The organism is Mycobacterium paragordonae (genome assembly GCF_003614435.1).
Taxonomy (GTDB): Bacteria; Actinomycetota; Actinomycetes; order Mycobacteriales; family Mycobacteriaceae; genus Mycobacterium; species Mycobacterium paragordonae.
In genome coordinates this window covers 3,708,191-3,728,763 of record NZ_CP025546.1, presented here as the reverse complement: position 1 = coordinate 3,728,763, position 20,573 = coordinate 3,708,191, and the positions used below count along the sequence as shown (strand labels likewise).

20 protein-coding genes and 1 pseudogene are annotated in these 20,573 nt (G+C 65.3%); 7 read left to right on the top strand and 14 right to left on the bottom strand.

Going from position 1 to position 20,573, the window contains the following annotated elements:
• Window positions 1-37: 37 nt before the first annotated feature.
• The 4 genes from C0J29_RS16995 to C0J29_RS16980 form a co-directional block, all read right to left on the bottom strand.
• The gene (locus C0J29_RS16995; RefSeq protein WP_120793032.1) at window positions 38-1,186 is read right to left on the bottom strand and encodes an AAA family ATPase; all 1,149 of its coding nucleotides are present in this window, start codon (window positions 1,184-1,186) and stop codon (window positions 38-40) included.
• A 63-nt stretch (window positions 1,187-1,249) separates the two neighbouring features.
• Window positions 1,250-2,905, bottom strand: coding sequence for a PecA family PE domain-processing aspartic protease (locus tag C0J29_RS16990; RefSeq protein WP_120793031.1), 1,656 nt, complete (start codon window positions 2,903-2,905; stop codon window positions 1,250-1,252).
• Window positions 2,906-3,357: 452 nt separating this feature from the next.
• Window positions 3,358-4,779 carry a Re/Si-specific NAD(P)(+) transhydrogenase subunit beta gene (pntB, locus tag C0J29_RS16985; protein ID WP_065043377.1) on the bottom strand — a complete coding sequence of 474 codons (1,422 nt, stop codon included), beginning with the start codon at window positions 4,777-4,779 and terminating at the stop codon, window positions 3,358-3,360.
• Between the two features lie 29 nt (window positions 4,780-4,808).
• On the bottom strand, window positions 4,809-6,344 hold the full coding sequence (locus C0J29_RS16980; protein ID WP_120793030.1) for a Re/Si-specific NAD(P)(+) transhydrogenase subunit alpha: 1,536 nt from the start codon (window positions 6,342-6,344) through the stop codon (window positions 4,809-4,811).
• A 174-nt stretch (window positions 6,345-6,518) separates the two neighbouring features.
• Between C0J29_RS16980 and C0J29_RS16975 the strand changes: the two genes are divergently transcribed.
• Entirely contained in the window at window positions 6,519-7,532 is a 1,014-nt protein-coding gene (locus C0J29_RS16975) for a CobW family GTP-binding protein (protein ID WP_120794782.1), read from the top strand.
• Window positions 7,533-7,568: 36 nt separating this feature from the next.
• The gene (locus tag C0J29_RS16970) at window positions 7,569-8,396 is read left to right on the top strand and encodes an acyl-CoA thioesterase (protein WP_120793029.1); all 828 of its coding nucleotides are present in this window, start codon (window positions 7,569-7,571) and stop codon (window positions 8,394-8,396) included.
• A 10-nt stretch (window positions 8,397-8,406) separates the two neighbouring features.
• Here C0J29_RS16970 and C0J29_RS16965 read toward each other — a convergent pair whose 3' ends face one another.
• Window positions 8,407-9,303: a hypothetical protein gene (locus C0J29_RS16965; RefSeq protein ID WP_162951498.1), complete on the bottom strand. Its 897-nt coding sequence runs from the start codon at window positions 9,301-9,303 to the stop codon at window positions 8,407-8,409.
• Window positions 9,304-9,306: 3 nt separating this feature from the next.
• A complete protein-coding gene (locus C0J29_RS16960; RefSeq protein ID WP_162951497.1) occupies window positions 9,307-10,167 on the bottom strand; it encodes a hypothetical protein in 861 nt (286 codons plus the stop codon).
• Between the two features lie 137 nt (window positions 10,168-10,304).
• Here C0J29_RS16960 and C0J29_RS16955 point away from each other — a divergent pair, with 137 nt between their 5' ends.
• Window positions 10,305-10,646 (top strand): hypothetical protein, encoded by a 342-nt coding sequence (locus tag C0J29_RS16955; RefSeq protein WP_120793026.1) that lies wholly within the window; start codon window positions 10,305-10,307, stop codon window positions 10,644-10,646.
• 161 nt (window positions 10,647-10,807) lie between these two features.
• Window positions 10,808-12,586: a PE family protein gene (locus C0J29_RS16950; protein ID WP_120793025.1), complete on the top strand. Its 1,779-nt coding sequence runs from the start codon at window positions 10,808-10,810 to the stop codon at window positions 12,584-12,586.
• A gap of 89 nt (window positions 12,587-12,675) precedes the next feature.
• Here the strand turns inward: C0J29_RS16950 and C0J29_RS16945 are convergent, their stop codons facing one another.
• Entirely contained in the window at window positions 12,676-13,245 is a 570-nt protein-coding gene (locus tag C0J29_RS16945; RefSeq protein ID WP_197748210.1) for a nuclear transport factor 2 family protein, read from the bottom strand.
• 158 nt (window positions 13,246-13,403) lie between these two features.
• On the bottom strand, window positions 13,404-13,754 hold the full coding sequence (locus C0J29_RS16940) for a hypothetical protein (protein WP_162951496.1): 351 nt from the start codon (window positions 13,752-13,754) through the stop codon (window positions 13,404-13,406).
• A 508-nt stretch (window positions 13,755-14,262) separates the two neighbouring features.
• Here C0J29_RS16940 and C0J29_RS16935 point away from each other — a divergent pair.
• Window positions 14,263-14,472 carry a hypothetical protein gene (locus C0J29_RS16935; RefSeq protein WP_065164661.1) on the top strand — a complete coding sequence of 70 codons (210 nt, stop codon included), beginning with the start codon at window positions 14,263-14,265 and terminating at the stop codon, window positions 14,470-14,472.
• 140 nt (window positions 14,473-14,612) lie between these two features.
• Here the strand turns inward: C0J29_RS16935 and C0J29_RS16930 are convergent, their stop codons facing one another.
• Window positions 14,613-14,858: a hypothetical protein gene (locus tag C0J29_RS16930; protein ID WP_120793022.1), complete on the bottom strand. Its 246-nt coding sequence runs from the start codon at window positions 14,856-14,858 to the stop codon at window positions 14,613-14,615.
• 369 nt (window positions 14,859-15,227) lie between these two features.
• Between C0J29_RS16930 and C0J29_RS16925 the strand changes: the two genes are divergently transcribed.
• Window positions 15,228-16,319 (top strand): DUF2804 family protein, encoded by a 1,092-nt coding sequence (locus C0J29_RS16925; RefSeq protein ID WP_242460456.1) that lies wholly within the window; start codon window positions 15,228-15,230, stop codon window positions 16,317-16,319.
• Window positions 16,320-16,432: 113 nt separating this feature from the next.
• On the opposite strand, the pseudogene C0J29_RS16920 reads toward C0J29_RS16925, so the two are convergent.
• The 5 genes and pseudogenes from C0J29_RS16920 to C0J29_RS16900 all read right to left on the bottom strand — a co-directional run.
• Window positions 16,433-16,549: pseudogene (locus C0J29_RS16920) on the bottom strand (TA system antitoxin ParD family protein); the annotation flags it as partial.
• Between the two features lie 145 nt (window positions 16,550-16,694).
• Window positions 16,695-17,117 carry a type II toxin-antitoxin system VapC family toxin gene (locus tag C0J29_RS16915; RefSeq protein ID WP_162951495.1) on the bottom strand — a complete coding sequence of 141 codons (423 nt, stop codon included), beginning with the start codon at window positions 17,115-17,117 and terminating at the stop codon, window positions 16,695-16,697.
• A complete protein-coding gene (locus tag C0J29_RS16910) occupies window positions 17,114-17,350 on the bottom strand; it encodes a type II toxin-antitoxin system Phd/YefM family antitoxin (RefSeq protein ID WP_082978099.1) in 237 nt (78 codons plus the stop codon). The genes C0J29_RS16915 and C0J29_RS16910 overlap by 4 nt, the downstream gene beginning before the upstream one ends.
• A gap of 96 nt (window positions 17,351-17,446) precedes the next feature.
• Window positions 17,447-18,268 carry a PE domain-containing protein gene (locus tag C0J29_RS16905; RefSeq protein WP_242460656.1) on the bottom strand — a complete coding sequence of 274 codons (822 nt, stop codon included), beginning with the start codon at window positions 18,266-18,268 and terminating at the stop codon, window positions 17,447-17,449.
• A 154-nt stretch (window positions 18,269-18,422) separates the two neighbouring features.
• Complete coding sequence (locus C0J29_RS16900) at window positions 18,423-19,247, bottom strand: hypothetical protein (RefSeq protein ID WP_120793019.1); 825 nt, start codon at window positions 19,245-19,247, stop codon at window positions 18,423-18,425.
• Window positions 19,248-19,323: 76 nt separating this feature from the next.
• Here C0J29_RS16900 and C0J29_RS16895 point away from each other — a divergent pair, with 76 nt between their 5' ends.
• Window positions 19,324-20,565 carry a L,D-transpeptidase gene (locus tag C0J29_RS16895; RefSeq protein WP_120793018.1) on the top strand — a complete coding sequence of 414 codons (1,242 nt, stop codon included), beginning with the start codon at window positions 19,324-19,326 and terminating at the stop codon, window positions 20,563-20,565.
• Window positions 20,566-20,573 lie beyond the last annotated feature (8 nt).

Below are 20,573 nucleotides of genomic sequence, written 5' to 3'. Positions count from 1 at the left end.
CACTTTGCACGCAAATAGAGACTGGTCGCACCTTTCCTCAGCGTTTGCCCCAGTCCCACGGCGGTGTCGTCAGCAAACTCTGTCCGGTGATCCGGGTCTCGCCGAAATCTTTGTAGAGCTCGATCTCGGTAGCGTCGTTGAGAAGCTGCCGAAGTGCATCGGAATGGGTGACCACCACAACCTGGGTGTGCTCGGCCGCGATGCGGATCAGGGCGGCCAACGGGCCGACGAGCCTCGGGTGCAGCGAGGTCTCCGGTTCGTTCAGCACCATCAGCGACGGCCGTTGCGGGCTGAGCAGCGCAGCGGCCCACAACAGGAATCGCAATGTGCCGTCTGACAATTCGGCCGCGCGGAGCGGCCGTAGCATGCCGGGCTGTTGCAGTTGCAGGTCGAACAGACCGTTGTTGACGTCGACGGCGAGGGTGGCGCCGTCGAATGCGTCGGCGACGATTCGGCTCAAGTCGTCGAATCCGGCTTCGATGATCGTCTGGATCGCGGCGGCCAGATCCTTGCCGTCGTCGGAGAGCACCGGTGTGCGGGTGCCGACTTGCGGTAGCCGGGCCGGGGCGGCGGCGTCGACCCGGAAACCGTCGTAGAAGCGCCACCCACGGAGCCGTTCCCGGACGGCCGCGAGCTCTGGAAGTGCTTGTGGGTGGGCGTATTCGGTGAGCACGCTGCGGTAGGCCGGCAGCGTACGGCTCAGCTCGTCGAACCCGGAATCGCCACTGACTTCGGCGAAGTCGCGGGTGCGGAGTACCAGGGTGGTGGCGCGCCGTAGGACCGGACCGGCGAAGATCGCCTCGCGCTTGATCTCCGGATCGCGGGAGAATGCCGAGCGGATGCCTGCCATCTGCGGGATGCCGAGGTCGACGAGGTAACCGAAATCGTCTGCGGCGAAACCGAGTTCGAGCGATAGCGGGCGGCTGCGGGTGGTGCCCTGGGCTTTTCCCTGTTTGCGGGCTCCGGTTAGCTGCTCCGGACCTGCCCACAGCACCGATTCCAGACCACCCTCTCGCGCCAGCGAGCCGATGACGTCGCCGCGGCCGCAGTCGGCCAACAGGCGCAGTGCGCGGTACACCGACGACTTGCCGGTGCCGTTGGCCCCGGTGACGACGGACAGCCGGCCCAGTGGCAGCACGATGTCGCGGAGCGAGCGGTAACCGCGCACGGCGATCGTCTGCAACATGGGGCCGACTTTAGCGGCGGGGGGTGACAGGAGTGAATTTAGTGATGGGGCAGAGGGATTGGATTAAGGGGTGTTGACGACTGTGGTGCCGACCCCGCCTGGCGAGTTGCTGATGTAGATGGGTTGGGTTGCGAATGGCAGGTAGCCGGTGTTCATCAGGCCGGACGAGATCACCGTCGGTGTGTACCAACTCGTGTTGTAGTGGTAAAGCTCCTTCGTACCGGCGGCGTCGCCGTAAACATATATATCTGTCCCTGCGGGTAGACTCCCCGCTCCACCGATCACGGAAGACGGCATAGTGCCAAGCACGCCGCCAGAATCGACAATCGACGGGACCGCTTGCAACGGTCCGGCCCCAACTTTCACATACAGCGTGGAGATCGGGGAGCCGTTGATCGAGAACCCGGGCGTCGGGTCCGGGTTCGGACCGAACGTCAACTTTTGATTCTGCATGTCGATCTGCAAGCCCTGGGCCAGCGCGCCCGGCAAAGCCTGGGTCGGAATGTTCGGGCCTGGGCCGACCGCGTTCGGGCCTACGCCCAACACCCCGTCCACGCCGGCGGTCGCGAAATACGCGTCGAACGGCGTCGTGAACGGGTTCTTCAAGAACTCGGTGAAGTATGCGTTGATCGCAAACGGCGAAGTTGGCAGGGAGAACAGCACAACATTTACTGCGGTGGGTGAGCTGACGATGCCGTTGCCGAAGTCCACCGACGTGGGGTAGCTGGCGTAGAGGTAGGTCAGGCCACCGCTGTAGGCGCTGATGTTGAGTCCGTGCGGGATGCCGAGCTTGAGCAATCCCGGCAGCCCGCCGATGTCCTTGATCTGCATGACCAGTCCGGCGGATCCGGTGTCGACCAGGATCGGGCCGCTGGTTTGGCCGTTGACGGACAGGTTGACTATCGGTTCGGTGGTTTGGACGGTCGGCATCGAAATCGTCTTGCCGTCCCAGCCCGCGCCGCTGAAGCCCTGATTGCCCCAGATCATGCCGCCGTGGCCGCCGGTCCCGCCGTAGCCGAGAGGCAGTAGCGGATCGTTGCCAAGGCCGCCCGCGCCGCCGTAGCCACCATTGCCCAGCAAATAGGCAATTCCGCCGGCACCGCCGTTTCCGCCGACGCCCCCGGCGTTTGCACCGCCCCAGCCGCCGTAGCCGCCATTCCCGTACAACCAGCCGCCGTTGCCACCGGCGCCACCGACTGCGCCGATCCCGCCGGTGCCTCCCGCGCCGCCGTTGCCGACGAATCCGGCCGAACCGCCCGCACCTCCCGGCCCGGTCGCGGGCGAGTACCCGGCCCCGCCATTGCCCCACAGCAACCCGCCGGCCCCGCCGTTGGGCGATGCGGCAGTGCCCGCCGCTCCGTCACCGATCAGCGGACGTCCCAGCAGCAGCTGCGTGGGCGTATTGATGATGCCGAAAACGGGGTCGAGCACGGACGCGGCCGTCGCCTCTGCGGTCGCGTACGAGCCGGCCGAGCCGCCGAGCAACAGCACGAACTGCTGCTGGAACGCGCTGAGCTGGGTGTTGATGGCCTGATATTCCTGGCCGAACCCGGCGAACAGGGAAGCGATCGCGGTCGAGACTTCATCGGCCGCGGCGGCCGCGACCCCCGTGGTCGGAAGAGCTGCCGCGGCGTTGGCCGCGGCCAGCGCAGAACCGATGTTCTCCAGATCCGCTGCCGCCGACGTGACCCAGTCAGGAGCCACGGCTAGAAACGACACGTCGCCCCCTAAGCGTCAATCACCGGTGTGTGCGCCAAGCGTATCGAGTTCGCTGCCCGGCTTCCGGGCTTTCGGCACACCGGTTCGTCATCACATCGAATACTCACACGGATCATCCCCCGCCGCAGCGCGACTGCAGTTGCCCCGCGAGATGGCGGTGGTGGTTGTGCTCGGTAGGCGATCCGCGACCGTAGGGGCAATCTCGGCGAGCCGACCTGCCGTCGCCGCAGCTGCGACGGCAGCGCCCCCCGCGAGACGGCGGTGGTGGTTGTGCTCGGTAGGCGATCCGCGACCGTAGCGGCAATCTCGGCGAGCTGAACCGTTGACGCCGCAAGTAGCGACGGCAGCGCCCCCCGCGAGACCGCGGTGGTGGTTGCGCTCGAACGGCAAACCGCGACCGTAGCGGCAATCTCGGCGAGCCGAACCGCCGCCACTACAAGCGCGACGCGACGCTAGAGCGCCGCGAGGATCGCCTCGACCCGGTCGCGCGCGTCGCCGAACAGCATCGCGGTGTTCTCCCGGAAGAACAGCGGGTTCTGCACGCCGGCGTAGCCGGAGGCCATCGAACGTTTGAACACGACCACGTTGTCGGCGTCCCAGACGGTCAGCACCGGCATACCGGCGATGGGGCTGCTCGGGTCTTCGGCGGCCGCCGGGTTGACGGTGTCGTTGGCGCCGATGACCAGGACGACGGCGGTGTCGGAGAAGTCGTCGTTGATCTCGTCCATTTCCAGCACGATGTCGTAGGGCACCTTCGCCTCGGCCAGCAGCACGTTCATGTGGCCGGGCAGGCGTCCCGCGACCGGGTGGATGCCGAACCTGACGTTGACGCCGCGGGCACGCAGTTTGCGGGTCAGCTCGGCGACGGCGTTCTGGGCCTGCGCGACAGCCATCCCGTATCCCGGCGTGATGATCACCGAGTCGGCCGAGCCGAGCAGTTCGGCGGCTCCTTCGGCGGTGACCTCCCGGTGCTCGCCGTAGTCCTTGTCCTCGGCCGGACCCGCCTCGATGCCGAAGCCGCCGGCGATCACGGAGATGAACGAGCGGTTCATCGCCTTGCACATGATGTAGGACAGGTACGCACCGGAAGATCCGACCAGGGCACCGGTAATGATCAGCAGGTCGTTGCTGAGCAGGAAGCCGGATGCGGCCGCGGCCCATCCCGAATAGCTGTTAAGCATCGACACGACAACGGGCATGTCGCCGCCGCCGATGGACGCGACCAGGTGCCACCCGAGCAGCAGGGCGAGCGCGGTGACGGCGGCGAGAAGCCAGATCGTCGGGTTGATCACGAACCACACCGTGAGGGCGCCGAACAGCACCAGCGCGCCGACGTTCAGGAAGTTCTTGCCCGGAAGCATCATCGGCGCCGACTTGATTCGCGCCGAGAGTTTGAGGTTCGCCACGATCGAGCCGGTGAAGGTCACGGCACCGATGAAGACGCCGATGACGACCTCGGCCGAGTGGATGCCGCCCAGGCCCTCCGCGCGCAGGGTGGCCGCCTCGGCGCCACCAGGGTTGTGCTCCACGAACAGGTAGCCGTTCCAGCCGACCAGCACGGCGGCCAAACCGACGAACGAGTGCAGCAATGCGATCAGTTCGGGCATGCCGGTCATCTCGACCACCCGGGCGCGCCACAGACCAATTGCCGCGCCTACCGCGACGGCACCGGCCAGCAGCGCCACTCCCAGCGACTCGATGTGTCCGTTAATCGCCAGGGCGATGGTGGCGGCCAGTGCTACGGCCATGCCGAAGATGCCGAACGTGTTTCCGGCCCGCGACGTTTCGTGCTTGGACAGCCCGGCGAGCGCCAGGATGAACAGCAGGGCCGCGACGACGTATGCCGCTTTGGCGGCGGTTTCTATCGTGAACAAGGGATGATCCTCCGATTGGGTGCGCAGGCTCAGCTGCGGGAGAACATGGCCAGCATGCGTCGCGTCACCGCGAAGCCGCCGAAGATGTTGATGCTGGCCAGCAGGATCGCCGCACAGGACACCACGGTGATCGGGAGGTTCTCTTTTCCGATCTGCAGCAAAGCGCCCAGCACGATGATTCCGGAGATCGCATTGGTCACCGACATCAGCGGAGTGTGCAGGGCGTGATGGACGTGGCCGATCACGTAGTAGCCGATCACAATGGCCAACGCGAACACCGTGAGGTGCACCTGCAGGGCGGCCGGTGAGATCGCGATGAGGCCGAACAGCACCGCCGCGGCGATCAGTGTGGTCGTCAGCCGGCGCTTGTTGGACATCGGTTGCTTGGCGTGCGACTCCTTGACCGGCGCGGCGGCCGCCGGGACGGCAGGTGCTGCCGAGACCTGCACCGGCGGCGGGGGCCAGGTGGACTCGCCGTCGCGGACCACGGTCATGGACCGCTGGACCACGTCGTCGAAATTGAGGACGAGTTGTCCGTCCTTCTCCGGCGTCATCAGCTTCAGCAGGTTGACCAGGTTGGTGCCGTAGAGCTGGGAGGACTGGGCGGGGAGCCGTCCGGCCAGGTCCGTGTAGCCGATGATGGTCACGTCGTTGTCGGTGACGACGAGCTGGTCCTTGACCGTGCCCTCGACGTTGCCGCCGTTGGACGCGGCCATATCCACGATGACGCTGCCCGGGGTCATGCCGGCGACCATGTCCGCCGTGATGATCCGCGGTGCCGGTTTGCCGGGGATCAGTGCGGTGGTGATGATGATGTCGACGTCCTGGCACTGTTCGGCGTACAGCTGCGCCTCACGGGCCTTGTAGTCCTCGCTCATCTCCTTGGCGTATCCGGTGGCGGACACTTCGGCCTCGCTGTCGTCGACCGAAATATACTCACCGCCAAGGGATTTCACCTGATCGGCGACCTCTGGCCGTGGGTCGGTGGCACGCACGATGGCGCCCAGGCTGCCCGCCGCCCCGATTGCGGAAAGACCGGCTACCCCGGCGCCCACGACGAGCACCTTGGCGGGCGGCACCTTGCCGGCGGCCGTCACCTGACCGGTGAAGAACCGGCCGAACGCGTGCGCCGCTTCGATGACCGCGCGGTACCCGGCGATGTTGGCCATCGACGACAGGACGTCCAGGGACTGGGCGCGCGAGATGCGGGGCACCGCGTCCATGGCCAGCACGGTGATCTTGCGGGTGGTCAGCTTTTCGACCAGCTCGGGGTGCAGCCCGGGGGAGATGAGGCTGACCAGGGTCGCGCCGTCGCGCAGGGCGGCGATCTCGTCGTCGTTCGGGGCATTCACCTTCAAGACGATGTCGGCCGTCCAGGCCTGCTCGGGCGACCCAATGTCGGCGCCGGCCTCGTCGTAGGCGCTGTCCAGGAAGCTCGCGGCGGCTCCGGCTTCGGATTCGACGACCACCGAGTAGCCGAGCTTGATGAGTTGCCCGACGGTCTGCGGCGTGGCGGCAACACGCGTCTCACCGGAGAGAGACTCGCGTGGTATTCCGATGATCACTTGCTTGAAGTCCGTTCGGTTGGTTGAGCGCCGAGGGGTGCGCGTCTGCGTTCACAAATCGCCGCAAAGCCTACGGCACCGATAGCCAAACCTAAGAAAACGGCTAGGACGAACGGCCCGCCTGACGCTCCGGTTAGCCTTGCCATGACCTGGTGCCGACGTCGGGAGAGAGTGTTGTCTGCGATTCCTGTGATCGCGCTCACCGGGCATCTCGGCGCCGGCAAGACGACCCTGCTGAACCATTTGCTGCGCAGCCCTGGTACGCGGCTCGGGGTAGTGGTCAACGACTTCGGCGAGCTCAATGTCGACGCCGGGCTGGTGGCCGGCCAGGTCGACGAGCCCGCCTCGATCGCCGGTGGATGCATCTGCTGCCTGCCCGACGACGGTGGGCTCGACGACGCCCTCGCCAAGCTCGCGGACCCGGCCCGTCGCCTCGACGCCATCGTCGTCGAAGCCAGCGGGCTGGCCGATCCGGTGTCGATCGCTCGGATCATCGGTTTCAGCAAGTTGTCCGGGGTTCGCAGCGGCGGCCTGGTCGACGTCGTGGACGCGGTCAACCACTTTGACACCGTCGACCGCACCGAACTGCCCCCGGTGCGCTATGGCGCGGCCTCGCTGGTGGTCGTCAACAAGCTCGATCAGGTGCCCGATGCGGAGCGGGCGGACGTGCTGGAGCGTGTCAGGCAGCGTGTGGCGCAACGCAACCCACGGGTTCAGGTGGTGGGCACCACCGGTGGCCGGATCGACCCCGCGCTGCTGTTCGACCCGTTGGAGTCGTCGGAGGAGGCTGGGCAACTTTCGTTTCGGGAGCTGTTGCTCGATTCGGAGCTTGAGCACGACCACGTCCATGCCGACGCCGTCACGGTCACCAGCACCGGTTGCATCGACCTCGACGCGTTGTTTGACCTGCTCGAACGCCCGTCAGTCGGAGTCTTCCGGCTCAAGGGCGTGGTGGCGGTCCGGCACGGGCGTTCGGTCCGCAACTATGTCGTCAACCTGGTGGGCAGCGCCATCCACATCGCCAAGGCTCCGCCGCGGGCCGTCGGGAACTGTCTGGTGGCCATCGGCATGCATCTCGACGTCCCCGCCGTTCGGGCTGACCTCATCCGGGCACTGCAACCCGTCACTGCTCCGGCGTCGGCGGCGGCGCTGCGGCGGCTGCAGCGGTACCGGCGGCTCAGCTGCTGAGCCTGCTCGGGTAGTGATCGGGCAAGATACGTTGCGATGTCATCCTCTCTCGGCGACGTGCTTGCCACCATGGAGCTGGCCCGCGTCGAGCCGTGGCTCTTCGCCGGTCGACAGCTGCCCGCACCGCACCACCACATCCTCGGTGGGCATATCTCGGCCCAGGCGTTGTTGGCTGCGTCCTACACCGCGCCCGGCCGCGCGCCGCACAGTGTGCACACGTATTTCCTGCGCCCTGGTGACGCTCGCCGGCCGGTGGACTTCGAAGTGGTGAATCTGCAAGAGGGACGGACCTTTTCAGCGCGCCGGGTCACCGCGCGCCAGGACGACAAGATTCTGATGGAGGCGATGTCGTCGTTCAAGGTTGCCGATCCCGCGTCTGCTCGGGTCGTTTATCAGCCGCCGATCCCGGCGGCGCCCGAGCCCGAGACGTTGCCGTGGGTGGCGCCGCACCTCGCCGAGTCCGACCCGAATTCACAGGGGCAGTACGCAAGCCTGCGCTGGTTCGAGCGGCGGGTCATCGACAGCGAAAGTGTCCCTCCGGCACGGTCGGCGATGTGGTGGCGGCCGGACGGCGCGGTGCCCGACGATCCGGTGCTGACCGCGAGCCTGGTGGCCTACCTGTCCGCGGTGACGCTGACGGAGCCGGCCTTCGCGGCGTACGGGGGAGTCGGGGAGTCGTCCCAGCGCGACCATTCGATGTGGTTCCATTCGCCGGCGGTGTTGTCGGATTGGCTTCTGTTCCAACGGTCTTCGCCGAGTAGCGCCGACTCGCTCGCGCTGGCGAGCGGCACGATGTTCAACCGCAACGGCGACCTGGTGTGCACGGTGCGACAGGAGATGTACTTTCCGGCGCCGCGAGCTTAGGACGTCAGACCTAAGAAGGAAGAATCGTCACTTCCGCGGGTAGGTTCTGCGCACGGGTGGTGAACCGGTCCAACTCGTCCTGGCTGAGTGCGTCGCCGGCGAGAACGAGGCCGATTTTCGGCAAGTGTCCAGTGGCACTTACTCTTACGTCCGCAACACAACGGAACGTTTCGGCAAGCGCAACGACTGCGTTGGTGGTCTCGGTGATATCAGCCGAGTCTTGCCGTGACGCTCCCCGGCCGTCGATGTGTGAGCGGGAAAGCAGGGCAGGACAGTTCAAAATCTCGGCACCTGCGGCGAGGAACTCCTGGCACCACATTTCTCCCACCCGCTCCGACCAAGAGGGCAGCCCGATCGAGGTGTCGGCGCGCGAATTGTTCAGTGCCGTTTGAATCAACGGCCCAAGGACGTCACCGAATGCCGCAGCACATTGCGAGTCCAGATCCGCAGTGGACACCAGCCACGGCGCCACCACACTCGCCAGGTCCGCGGCGCGCTCATCGGCCGCGAGGTGTTGCCCGACCGCCAGAGGTGCCACCGGCCGACTGGCGACACCGGCGTACTCGAGAATCCTCGTGCCCTGTGCGGTATTGCGCCGTGCTTCCACCTCGCGGAGGTCAAGCGAGCAGGACGCCACTCGCCGATAATCGGAAGCCACCTGTTCCAGGAACAGCTGCGATGTCATCGCCGGGTTCGCGCGCTCCTCATTCAGGGTGGCCGACGGCAGCAGCGGGCGAGAGAACCGATCAACCCGGTCGAGTTGGCCATCCCAGGCGAGCGAGGCGGCGGAGACGACCCGAACCATCTCCGATTCCCGTGGGTCGCGCGTCGACGGCGGTTGCCGGACGATGCCGGCGCGCAGTCGGCGCACCTCGTCTTCGAGGGTCCGCGGCCTGTCTTCCGGCATCATTCAGAGTCCCAAAATCGTTGCTACCGCAGCAGCCAGCTCAGGCAGGCCCGCTCTGAGAAAATCCAGTTGATCCTCATCGCGTTGATCTACCTTGTTGGTCAACGCATCTGATGCGACGCGCAGCACAAGCACGCGCTCACACAAGCCCAACGCGCGCATGGTGGACGCTATACCGAAGGACTCCATGTCGACGAGTATGGGTGTGGTGGCCAACTGAGAATGGAGGGCAAGTGCGAGCGAGTAGGTCCAATTCTCTTTAGCGTAAACGGGATAGCCCGATGGTGACTCCAAGGGCGCCGGTGCAACACCTGGCGAAATCTTGATCACCTTGTCGGTGGCGAGAACGTGAGCATCGGGAATGTCCAATCCCCATACCGAACCGGGCGCGCCTGCTGACCCGGCCCGCAGTTCGATCGCATCGAGCGGGGCTTGCTCGCTGGGCTGCGTTCGGACGATCCACTTGTTCTGCAGCTGAACGACTTCGCCGTCCGCGGTGGCGGCCACCACTCCCAACGACAGGTACGACACCTTCTCAGCCCGGAACACCTGGCCGATCAGCCCGGGATCGAGTGTTCCGCAGCAGCCGTAAAAGACGTAGTAATCGGCGCGATTCTCGCGGGTTGATCTGCTGAGCGCGGCCGCAGCAACGACATTCCCTTGGGCGCTCAGCGCATGGTGCTCCAGCCGGGCTGTCCTGCCGTCCGACAAGCGGCCTGCTAACGCTTCTTCGCCCGATTTGGTCGGCGCCCAGACCGATGTGCCGAAGGCAGGTAGGTCGACGCAGAGGCGTGTCAGCAACTCCGTCACGGCCGTCGCTTCGTTCTTGGTGAAGGTGAATATCGCCACCGTCACATCCGCCACAGCGTCATCGTAAACCCACGCGATCGGCTGTTTGCTGGTCAACGCCTGGGTCTAATCTAGAGGCAGCACGCCTTGGTATGCCTCGCGACAGGTCAGAAAAGAGGGCAGTCGAATTGTCCATTCCAGTGAGATCTGCAATGGGTGCATTGCTTGCCGCAAGTGCGTTGGCCCTGGCGCCGCTGGCACACGCCGACATCATCAGGATTCCCGTGCCTCAACTGCCCTGCGATCTGCCGGTCTCGAGCGGCTTCATCGTCTGGCAGCACGGCCCAGGTGTGCCGGATCGTTCGGTGTTCGCCAACGAGGCCGACATCTACAACTGCCGGCCCACGCTCGAGACTTGGCGCGCAGGTCAGCCGACCGGCCCCGGTTACTGTTCCAAGATTGCTTGGTCTGCCGACAATCCCGGCTACGCCCCGGGCGTCACGCCCGCGGCTCCGCTGAAGAAAGTCATCGACCAGGTGGGCGACTGCTCCTAGCGTCGGATCGCACTCGCGTGCGAACCCCTTTTAGCTATTAGCTGGCAGTTTGTTGTGGGGTTGCTGTCACCCCTTGCGGTTTGACCGCCGAAGACCTCATCGAGTGGATACCGTCAGCCCGGCAGTGTGGTTCGGGCCGCGCTGTAACCAAAGGGAGCGCAATGTCTTTTGTGGTATTCGAGTCGGCAATATTGACGTCGGCGGTCCCAGAACTGGCGGGCATCGGTTCGGCAATTGCGTCGGCGAATGCGGCGGCACTGGCCCCGACGACGGAAATACTGTCCGCTGGTGTCGATGAGATATCGACTTCTGTCGCTGCGCTATTCGGGTCGTATGCGGAGACGTATCACGCGCTCAGTTCGCAGGTTTCGGCCTTCCACAACGACTTTGTGCAGCGTCTGAGCGCCGCTGGTATCGGTTATACGAGCGCCGAGGCTGCCAACGCTTCGCCGCTGCAAGTTCTTCTCGACGCCGTCAACGCGCCGGCGCAGGCGTTTTTCGGCCGCCCACTGATCGGCAACGGCGCCAACGGGGCGCCCGGTACCGGGGCAACCGGTGGGGCCGGCGGCATCCTGTACGGCAACGGCGGGGCCGGAGGTTCGGGAGCGGCCAATCAGGACGGCGGCGCCGGTGGGGCAGCGGGGTTGTTCGGCAACGGCGGCCCCGGTGGAGCGGGCGGCAGCGGCGGAGCGCTTAACGGCAAGGGGGGCAACGGCGGAGTCGGCGGCGCTGCAGGCTTGTTGGGAGGCAACGGCGGCCACGGCGGAGCCGGCGGACTCGCGTCCGGCTTCAATCCGGGCGGCACAGGCGGCGCTGGCGGCGCAAGTGGTCTGCTCTGGGGCAACGGTGGCGCCGGTGGTACCGGCGGCGCCAGCGGCAACGGAACTGCCGGAGCAGGCGGGGTCGGTGGAACGGGTGGACTTCTTCTGGGTGCCGGCGGTGCGGGGGGCGCCGGCGGAGCGGGAGAGCTAGGCAACGGTGGTGGTGGGGGCGCCGGCGGTGTTGGCGGTCTACTTGGCGGTGCGGGCGGGGCTGGTGGCAGCGGCGGCGGGGGCACTGTCAACGGCGGGTCCGGGGGCGCCGGCGGCACCAGCGGGCTGCTGTTCGCCAGCGGCGGCGATGGGGGTAATGGCGGGGCGGGTCTGACGGGTGCGGGTGGCGCAGGCGGAGACGGGGGCAATGCCGGCATGCTGATCGCCAACAGTGGTCACGGCGGCGTTGGTGGTGGCGGCGCCACGGTGGGCGGCGTTGGCGGGGCCGGCGGAAGGTCCGACACGCTGATCGGCAACGGTGGCGCCGGTGGGAACGGGGGCGCGGGTGCCACCGCCGGAGCCGGTGGGCTCGGCGCCGCGGCCGGGATTCTTGCCGGCAACGGCGGAGCCGGGGGCAACGGCGGGGATGGGTTGGGCATGGTCACGAATGGCGCGGTCGGCGCGGCCGGAGGTAAGGCGGGGCTGCTGTTTGGTAATGGAGGTGCCGGCGGATCCGGCGGAAGCGGCACGCAGAGCGCCGGTGCGGGTGGGTCCGGTGGCAATGCGGGCGTGCTCGTCGGCGACGGTGGGACCGGTGGCCAAGGTGGCCTCGGTGGTCTCATCGGCGGCAAGGGCGGAGCTGGTGGCGCCGGTGCCTCGTTGATCGGTAACGGCGGCGACGGTGGCGACGGCGGAAATTCGTTTCAGAACATTGCCGGAGACGGCGGCAATGCTGGAAACGCGGGACTGATCGGCAACGGAGGAACCGGTGGTGCCGGTGGCACGAGTGGCACTGCCGGTGGGCCCGCGGGCCCTGGAGGGAAAGGCGGCGCCGGCGGCAACGCCGTCGTGGCCGGCAACGGTGGCAATGGTGGCAACGGCGGGCTCGGGGCGACACCTGGAGGCCCGGGGACCGCTGGCACCGGCGGGCTGTTGTTCGGCCAAACCGGCAATAACGGAGTGACCTGATTAATACGAATGTCCGTGTCGTGCAGTGTAATCCGTCACTGTGACGTTTTACGGGGTCAGGGCTGGGTGTTGGATAGGGGCCGGTGTGATCATTCTGGGCGGGCAGGGCGGCTGCTGTCGGAGCAGACCCTTCCAATCAGCTGGAAGAACTTGTGGGATGGATCATCGGGACCAGCGCTGCCCGTGGGCGTATCGCGCGTCATCGGGTGGCTGAAGTCCACGATGGAGGGGTTGTTCACCTGAGCCCAGTCGGTGACGATCTGGCGCTCGGTGATTTTCCAAGCACCGAACCGCTTCTCGTATTTGTCGAGATAACGTCCACCGATCACCAAGTCGGATTTTCCCTTGCCGGTCGCGAAGGTGTGCGTAGCGATGCTGTAGATCTCGCCCTCCGCGTAGCTCCCGCTCACCGCGAAGTTTGTCGTGGTGATGTGATGCTGCATGGACAGGATGAATCGGCGGGAGTCCGCGAGTGTCTGAATGAAGTCGGCCACCGAACCCGATGAGAACGCGCCGTGTTCGTCTTGCGCGTCGTCGTGGTAGAGACTTCGCAGCGTTTCCAGGTCGCCGCGGTCCACGGCGCGGCAGTACGCGTGCACAAGCTTGTTCAACGCGTATTCATCCAGCATCGCGGCAAAAACATCTTCAGGTGATGGCATCGACATAAGTCGTGTGTCCGTTCTCCACTTAATTTGAGGCGATTTTCGTACTCGATGAAAATACCCGCTACTTCTTCATTAAAATTTGGTGCAACCGGGCTTTATTTCGAGTAATGGGGGTCATCATAATTTGGCAGCGTGAACCATTAAGTGAGTCCCTAGTTGTTCTGCGGGAATTCATTGATCAGTCGACGGACGCAGTGGGGTATCGCAGTCTTCAAGAATGGTATTTCCAAGATGATTGCAGTGCTCATGGCATGCTCCATTCTCGCTGGGCCGGGATGACCGTTGCCCCAGGTGAATGCCAGCAGATCAAGGCTTTGTGCAATTTTGACGCCATAGCCCCCGTCCAAATCTCCATCGTCCGGGCGAATAGTGCCGCTAAGCGGGGATTCTTGATCGAGGCCAGTCACGCACCATCCCGGCGGGAGCGAGCGCTCTATCTCCGTGCGGACGAACGCGTCCGCTTCACGCGGCGTGCTGCCGAGCGGGCCAAATTCGAGGTCCATCATTCGATACTTGCAAACTGTCGATCAGGCACAAGTTGTCGGCCCCGCGACGGCGGTGTGGTCCGGCAGCGTCTGCAGCTTCCGATTAGCGAGAGACCTAATCGCCCTGCGCGGCCTGAGATTTCGTCACAGTGACGTTTTAGTGTCGTCGAGGCGTAAGCCGGAGTTGCGGGCCGTTGCCCGAGTGGGCCGGCCATCCGGGTGCTCGTGTGCGCGGCCGCCGCACGTACGGCCCTGAGTGCTCGAGCGCCTGGGCGGGGGCAGTCATTGCGTCTTGATGTTCGAGGGATGAGACCCGCGGAACCGTTGCTTGGATTCGGGCAAATGACCTGGTCATCCCGGTTGGCGCGCAGGGTTCGCCGATAACCCCAGATCCCCGTTTTGCCGATAAGCGACATTATGTCAAGTAATACTTAGCTTCACCGGGTGAATGACGGCCCTCCGGTCGCCAGGATCCGGGCGGCCCATAATCGGAGCGATGCTTCCATTTGCGCCGTAGGCTCACGTCGTGCGCAGCGTGACCCTTGCTAGCGCCGCGTCAACGGCGGCGTTGACGGTGGGGCTGGCGGCCTATGCTGGGTTGATCTTGGCCGGCATCGCGATGGCGATCTACGACGCTCGGCGGCACCGACGGAACCGGGCGATCGCCGCCGCAGTAGTAGTTGGGGTGTTGACCCTGGGCGGGCTGGTTATCGCGATCGTCAGCAGTGTCGCGTAAACCGCCACAACGCGGTAAATACCAGATCGGCCAGCTACCGCACCACGGACCGCTTCCACCACGCGATGCACACCTGGCCCGCGCTGCGCACCTTTCAGCGTTGTCGGTGAACTACGCAACGAGATCGAAATCAGGCGCTGCTAACCCATCGTCAAGATCGCGCCCGCGGCCAGGCCCATCAGAACCATGAGGGATATCAAAATTACCGCGATCGCGGCGCGCACAATCTCTTCTTCGGTGAGTCGCCACCGCGGCTTCAATTCGACGAGAGCGCCATCCCCCCGGCGGTCAATTGCGTTGATGCTTGCAACCGCCGACATGAAATCGTCATGCTCATCAATCGCGTATGACTTCATTGGGTTGTGCGTGCCGATTGCGGTGGTCATTTCTCAGCCCCCAAGACTTGCAGACGCCGACAGGCGTAATGTGGTTCGAGCGCTCCGGTTAGGCGTTCTCGTATGTCCAAAGATACGAGCGCGAAATCGCGATTGCGGTAACGATCCCTAACGGTCACAGCACAGAGTGGTGGTCTGAGCGCACCATGCTTAGCGAGCGTCACCACTACCGCCGCGCCACGCCGAAAATACGTCTCAGGTCCGTAACTTCATTGCCACCCGGACATGAATTGGAGCCGGGCCGGCGTCGTCAAGGCCGATAGGTAGGCCGCTCCCCTCGCCGCTCCTTGACGGGTTCACGGATCGTGTCGGAGAAATATTGCGGAACCCTAGGTGCTGCCTCTCCGGTACGCTCCGGCGGTGGACACCGAGACCTCGCCGACCGGTCCGCCCAGCCTGTTGCGCACGCACGAGCCGCCACCCGCACAGTTGGTTTCCGACGGTCGCTACCAATTCGGCACCTACAACGGCCCGATCGCGCAGATCAACCCACTCGACGTTGTCACCGCCACCGGAATTCGTGGTCGCCTGCAGCGCGCCGCGCGCAACGCCCGACTCAAAGAGTGGGAGGCGTTCCAGCTTGGTGACGACGCGGTGTTCGTGCTTGGCGCCGTCTACGACACCAAGTCGATCTCGCTGCTGCAAGTTCTGGTCGTCGACAAGCAGGCGGCGACGATCCGTCGGTGGGAGCAGAAGGTGCCGACCTCGATGGTGCACGTCGCTCGCGGCCTGGACCACACCCGGTCCCACGGTCATATTGGACGCTTCTCGCTGCAGCTGACCAACGAGATGCACTCGGGCCTGGTCGCGGTGGACGCCAGCCACCCTGGGCGTGGCGCGCTACCGCCGCTGGAGTTGCACGGCGCCGGGCGCTGCGGACCCGGAGAGGCCGGACACCTGGTGATCTGCCACCCCTTCGCCGACGATCGGGCGCTGTACTCGCACAAGACGATGATGCCGTTCGCCGGCACGCTCCGCGCCGGGGCCGAGCTCACCGTGTTCGACCCCGACCGTTCGTTCATGATCCTTGACGACCACCACGGGGACTACCCCTCGCCCATGCGGTACGACTGGGTGACCGCGGTGCGCCGCAGCCCTGAGGGCAGGGTCGAGGGCTTCAACCTGACCGACAATCAGGTGCGCGACCCGCAGCGCTACAACGAGAACGCCGTCTGGTTCGGCGACCAGGTCCACCGCCTGCCCGCCGTCCACGTGGAACGCCCCGACGGGCCCTGGCGTTGTTGGATCGTGCGCGACGCCGACGGCTCGGGCCAGGTCGAGGTGCGATTCACGCCGACTGTCCGTTCCGAGATGCACGTCGGCCCGCGCCGATCGCTGGCCGAGTATTACGCCCCCTTCGGCTGGTACGAAGGTCGGATCCACACCGACGACGTCGACCTTTCGGTCGATGGGATGTTCGGCATGGGCGAACAGAAGTTCATCCGCGTCTGAATTAGCGGACTGCGGATTCCTGCCGGGCCTCTTAGCGGGGCCAGCGTCGGGTCAGTTCCTCCGACGCCCAGGACGGCCACGCCAGTGCACCGATGACGTAAATCCTTGCGGTGTCGGCTATCTCGATCGAGTTGCTGTTTGGCTGATCGGCTCTGGCGCGCCCCTTCGGCAGCGGCGCTGTCTACCAGGTCGGCCGCGATCCTGGTGACGCGGTCGGAGACGTTCGTCATGGCCGTACCTCCTGTAGCAGGGTGCTACAAATTCCAGCGGAATGCTACAAGCGCGAGGGTGATGCTTTTGCCTACGGCGTCCAAAGCGCCCTGCTCTTCTCTAGGCCAATGTCGGCGACCTCCGCACCCCCTCGCGTCGGGGCTCCTATCGACGGTGTGGGTGGGTGACCGGCCGAAGGTCCAGCCGTGCGATACCGGCGTAGTCGCCGGGGTTGCAAGTGTAGAGCGGAACAGCATGTGCGATTGCGCTGGCGGCGATGAGCGCATCGTATGCGCGCGCCGCCGGCTTGCGTCCCGATGCCCGCAGCGTCGCGGCAACGCCACCAAAAGCCCGCGCGCAATCGCTGTCGAACGGCACTACGTCAAAGTCTGATTCAGCCTGCTGCAGGTGCTGTTGACGCGCGCTGCGCTCGGCATCATCGTGCGCGACATGGGGACCCAACGAGAGCTCCGCCAGAGTTATCGCGCTAATGACCGATTCGTCAGGCAGTTCGGTCGAATCGGTTATCTCACCGAGGAGTATCACCGTGGAGGTGTCCAACATCCCTTTTCGTGGGGCCTCGGTCATAGGGACGGATCAATCAGGTTGTCGATGTCGCGACGTAGGTAATCCGGGTTCACTCGCGGAAGATTCTTCCGGCGACGAATCAGTTCGGTCGGGCTGGCGCTGGAACGGGGCAAGGGACGCAACTCGGCCACCGGCGCACCATCCCGTGTCACCACGATCCGCTCGCCGTGCTCAACGCGGCGGAGTACTTCCCCCCCGTTATTGCGCAAATCGCGCACAGTGACGGTATTCATGTTGCTCACTGTATCACCGGTGAGACGCAACTGAATCTTTCGTTACGGACCGTTTGGCGGCTCAGGCAGCCGGCGCCTCCCGCTAGCCGGGACGGGTCAGGAAGCGTACTGGGGGGTCGGCGTGATCGGCCCCCAAACGCCCAGGGAAACAAGCTGTCCCGCGAGTTGCTGATACTGCTGAGGCGCAATGAACTGGTCACGCGTCAGGACGTAGCCGCTGAAGCCTGTGGGATCGCTGACCAGGACCCAGCTGTAGTCGGGCGCGCGCGCGACGATGATGTAGTTGCCAGTCGGGCCGCTGAGGCTGAACGGCAGTTTGAACGGCAGGAAGCTGACGTCCAGCGCGGTGTTGGTCGCGTTGAGCGGCACCGCCGACCCGGTGATCGACGACAGCAGGCCGTTGTTGAAGAAGTAGTTACCCGAATTCTGGACGCGGATCGTGCCGTCCGGATTGAGGCTGTACGTCGCCTTGGTGTTCACCAGGCCGAGCGAGAAGAACTGCTTGACGCTGCCTTGCTCGTAGTAGGTGCCGGCGAACTGGGCGGGATCGACGGGCACCGGGGAGGGCACCGGTCGCGGCCCGAAGATCGGCGGGAGATGCAGCGCGGCGGTGGCCGCCTGCAGCTGTCTGACGATCGCGGTCTCGGCGGCCGCGTACCGCTGGCCGGCGTTGTTGAGCGCCTGCACGAACAGGTCCTGGAACGAGGCAGCCTGCGCGCCGAGCGCTGCGAAGGCATGTCCGTGGCCGGAGAAGAACTCGGCGATTGCGACAGATACTTCGTCCGCGGCCGCGGTCGCCACCGATGTGGTCGCCGGCGTCAGCGCTGTGTACGCCTGGTCAAGCGCAGCGCCGACGCCCGCGACGTCCTGGGCCGCGGCCGTGACCACATCGGGCACAACATTGACAAACGCGTTCACCTCAGACAATGGCTTCTCCCCTACTGTCGATGAACCCGCTGCGACCGCCTCAGGTTAGTGGAGGCCGCCCGGGAACTGTTCGCGGTTTCAGGCGGCGCAGCCGCAAACAGGACACGTGCAGCACGGGATCTAAGTTCAATGCAGCACTGAAATGCTACGACCGCTTCAGCCGTGCCCTGGCCTCCTTCAGCGCCTGCGCAGCATCGCGGCCAATCCGGCGCGCCTCTTCGTACTTTCTCTCAGCGTTGGTCAACGCACGCTCTGCCTTGCTCAGGTCGGCGGCTGCGTCGTCACGCCGCGTCCGGGCGGCGTCGCGCTCGGCTCGCCGGTCGGAAAGCAGGCCGTCGGCCTTCGTCGCTGCCTGCTCGGCTGCGGTCACCGCTGACGCCAGCCTTTCGCGCTCCCGCCGGGCGGCGTCGGCTTCCTGGTCGCGCTGCGGTGCGTTGGACGACCGGGATGGTTTGGCCGGCGCCGCCGTCCGCTTGGGTCCGGTGGTAGCTGACACCGCCGCACTGTCGCCGAAGTCACCGAAGCCTGACCAACGTTCGGCCTTGGTCAGGTGACCAAGGCGTGCTCGGACTTCAGGGTCGGCGATGGCGGCTTGCAGCGTGCTGGCGATATCGTCGCGCACCGTCGATGACGGATTCTTCACCTCGGCCGCATCGAATGCGGCTTGGGCGAGTTCGTTGATCAGATGGTGTTGGCGGGCAGACAACTCTCGAATCTGCACGGCGTCCATCGCGGCGTGCGCGGTGCGCAGCTTGTCACCCAGCTCGGCCAAGCGGGTCTTCGTCTCCCGGTGCTCGATCACCGATCGGTTGACAATCCACGCCGCTGTGGTGGGTTTGCGGGCTGCTGAGATCCGTTGGGCCGCATCGGTATCTCCTCGCTTTTTGGCCGCTGCGGATAATTTCGCCCGTTCGGTGGTGAACTGATTCGGAGGAACCCGGTACAAGGCGTCTAGTTCGTCGTCGGCCATAAGTTCATCATCACCCGCGTTCAGGTGAGCAATCCAACGGTTTGAAGCTCACGCCCGTTGGCTACCTCATTTGGCGATGAAAGCCAACATGTTTCATGGCAGGCGGCGCCGCCTTCTACTGTCCGTGCTGTTCGTGCTAGGGGTGCTGGGCGCGGCGGTCCCAGCGTGCTCCGCGCGCCATTCACTGGGCGACGCGCCGACGACAGGTCCCGCGCGGGTGACGATCACGCCCAGCCCGAATGCGCGTGACATCCAACCGACGGCACCGGTGGAGGTGAAGGCCGACGCGGGAACGCTGGTCGAGGTACGCATGGTCAACGACGGCGGCAAGCAGATCGACGGCGTCATGACGCCGGACAACACGGTGTGGAAACCGACGGGTCCGCTGGGATACGCACACACCTACACCCTGACCGTCACCAGTCGCGGGACCAACGGCGCTGACAGTTCACAGGTTTCGAAATTCTCCACCGTTCGGCCGTCCAATCAGACCAAGGTGTCGTTCACCATGACGTCAGAAGCTGCCTTGCGGGAAGGCGGTACCTACGGGGTCGGCACAGTCGTCGTCGCGCACTTCGATGAGCAGATCTCCGATCGGGCAGCCGCCGAGCGTCAGCTGGTTGTGACCACCAATCCCCCCGTCCAAGGTTCCTGGTATTGGGTCGACTCTCAGAACGCCCACTGGCGGCCCGAGCACTACTACTCGCCCGGCACTGCGGTGACCGCAGAAGCCAAGATTTACGGTATTGCGTTGGGCGGCGGCATGTTCGGGCAGGACGACAGCAAGGTGTCGTTTCGCATCGGCGACGCGCACGTGTCCATCGCCGACGATGCGACCAAGCTGGTCAGCGTATTCGACAACGGGAAACTGGTCCGGACCATGCCCACGTCCATGGGCATGGGCGGCACCGAGACCGTCGGCGGGCGCACCTTGTCGTTCTGGACTCCCCCGGGTGTCTACACCGTGCTCGACAGGGGGAATCCGGTGGTGATGGATTCGTCGACCTTCGGGCTGCCGAAGAATTCGCGGCTCGGATACCGCGAGACGATCAATTACGCCACCAGAATCAGCATCGACGGCATCTACCTGCACCAGCTCGATTCGACGGTATGGGCTCAAGGCAATACGGACACCTCGCACGGCTGCTTGAACCTCAACGGCGAGAACGCCAAATGGTATTACGACTTCTCGGTGCCAGGTGACGTTGTCGAGGTGCACAACACCGGTGGGCCGCCGCTGAAGATCGAGCAGAACGGCGACTGGACGCTCAGCTGGGACGACTGGCGCAAAGGTAGCGCGCTACCGCGTTCCTCGTAGCGATTTGG